Origin of the sequence: Streptomyces atriruber (genome assembly GCF_001418325.1) — a bacterium.
Taxonomy (GTDB): domain Bacteria; phylum Actinomycetota; class Actinomycetes; order Streptomycetales; family Streptomycetaceae; genus Streptomyces; species Streptomyces atriruber.
This window is the reverse complement of record NZ_LIPN01000658.1, coordinates 1-1,576: the sequence shown is the minus strand read 5'-3', so window position 1 is coordinate 1,576 and position 1,576 is coordinate 1. Positions and strand designations below refer to the sequence as shown.

Genomic DNA, 1,576 nt, shown 5'->3' with positions numbered 1-1,576 from the left:
ACATGTGTATAAGAGCCAGGCCCGCCCCCGCACCGCGCACGCCGCCCAGGCTCGCGCCCCGGGCCCGCCTCGTCGTGCCCGTCGAGGACGGCGGCGGCCCCGAACGGCCCGGCGGCGTCCCCGTGCAAGTGCCCGCCGCCGCCGTGCTGCCCGACCCGCTCGCCCTGCAGCGCGCGCTGCGGCCCCTGCAGCGGTACCGGCCGCCGGTGCGTCCCGTGCCCCGCGACCTCGACGAACCGGCCACGGCCGAGCGGGCCGCCGACACCGGCCTCGTCGTCCCCGTGCTGCGGCACGCGCGGCGGCGCGAGGCCCGGCTCCTGCTCGTGATGGACCTGTCGACCTCGACGGTCGTGTGGGAGCAGGCACTCGGCGAACTGCGCCACGTGTGCGAGCGGTCCGGGGCGTTCCGCGAGGTGCAGGTGCAGTTCCTGCACGAGAGCGACGAGGGACGCCCCGGGTACGCGGCGACGGCCCGACCGGGCGCCGCCCTCCAGGACCCCGGACGCCTGAGCGACCCCACGGGCAGCCGCCTCACCCTCGTCCTCAGCGACTGCGCGGGGCCGATGTGGCGCGCGGGACGGATGCAGCGGCTCCTGTACCGGTGGGGCTCGCTCGCGCCGGTCGCCGTGGTGCAGCCGCTGCCCCAGCGGATGTGGCGGCGTACGCACCTGCCCGCGAGCCGCGGACGTCTGCACCGGTGGGAAGGGCCCGCAGGGCACCTGGAGTTCGAACCCGCGGGCGGCGTCCCCGCCGCCCGACGGCGGCGGCACATCCCCGTGCCGGTGCTCGCCCTGCGCCGGTCCTCCGTCGAGGGCTGGGCCCGCCTGGTGTCGGGCGCGACCGGCCAGTCCCTGGAGGCGGCGGCGGGTCTGGCCGAGGCCGAGCACGGGCCGTCCTCGGCGCCCGTGCGGGCCCGGCAGGAGGTCGGCGGGGCGGAGCGGGTGCGGGCGTTCCGGCGCTCGGCGTCGCCCGCGGCCTGGCAGCTCGCCGTGTATCTGTCGGCGGTGCCGACGATCCTGCCGGTGATGCAGCTCGTGCAGCGCGCCATGCTGGCGGGCAGCGGTCCCGAGGTCCTCGCGGAGGTGCTGCTCGGTGGGCTCCTGAAGCGCAGTGAGCGGGCCGACGACCCCGAGGTGCTCGCCTACCAGTTCCTGGACGGCGTCGAGGAGGAGCTCATCGGGCACCTCGCGCAGGACGACGCGCGACTGCTGCAGAAGCACTGCTCGGACTACCTGGAGCGGCGGTTCGGCCGAAGCGTGCACAACTTCCCCGCCACGGCGGTCGCCCTCCTCGGCGACGCGGGCGAGCCCGTGCAGCCCGCGGGCACCGGCCCCGACACCGACCACCCCGGGCTCCGGGCGTTCGCCGAGGTGTCCGGGGAGGTGCTGCGGCGGTTCCTGCCGAAGGGGCGGCCCGAGGACGGGCAGGACCCCGAGGACGGCGACGCGGCGGCGCTGCGGGCGGCGGCCCGGGCGGCCCGCGAACGGTACGCGCAGCAGCGGCAGGCGCGTGAACTCGACCGTGCGGTCGACCTGTTGGAGGCGGCGGTCGCGGCTTCCCGCGGCGGCCCGGCGCG

1 protein-coding gene is annotated in these 1,576 nt (G+C 77.8%); it reads left to right on the top strand.

What is annotated here, in order from left to right:
• A partial coding sequence (locus AOK03_RS39785) for an SAV_2336 N-terminal domain-related protein (protein WP_279616372.1) occupies positions 1-1,576 on the top strand: 1,576 nt, incomplete at both ends.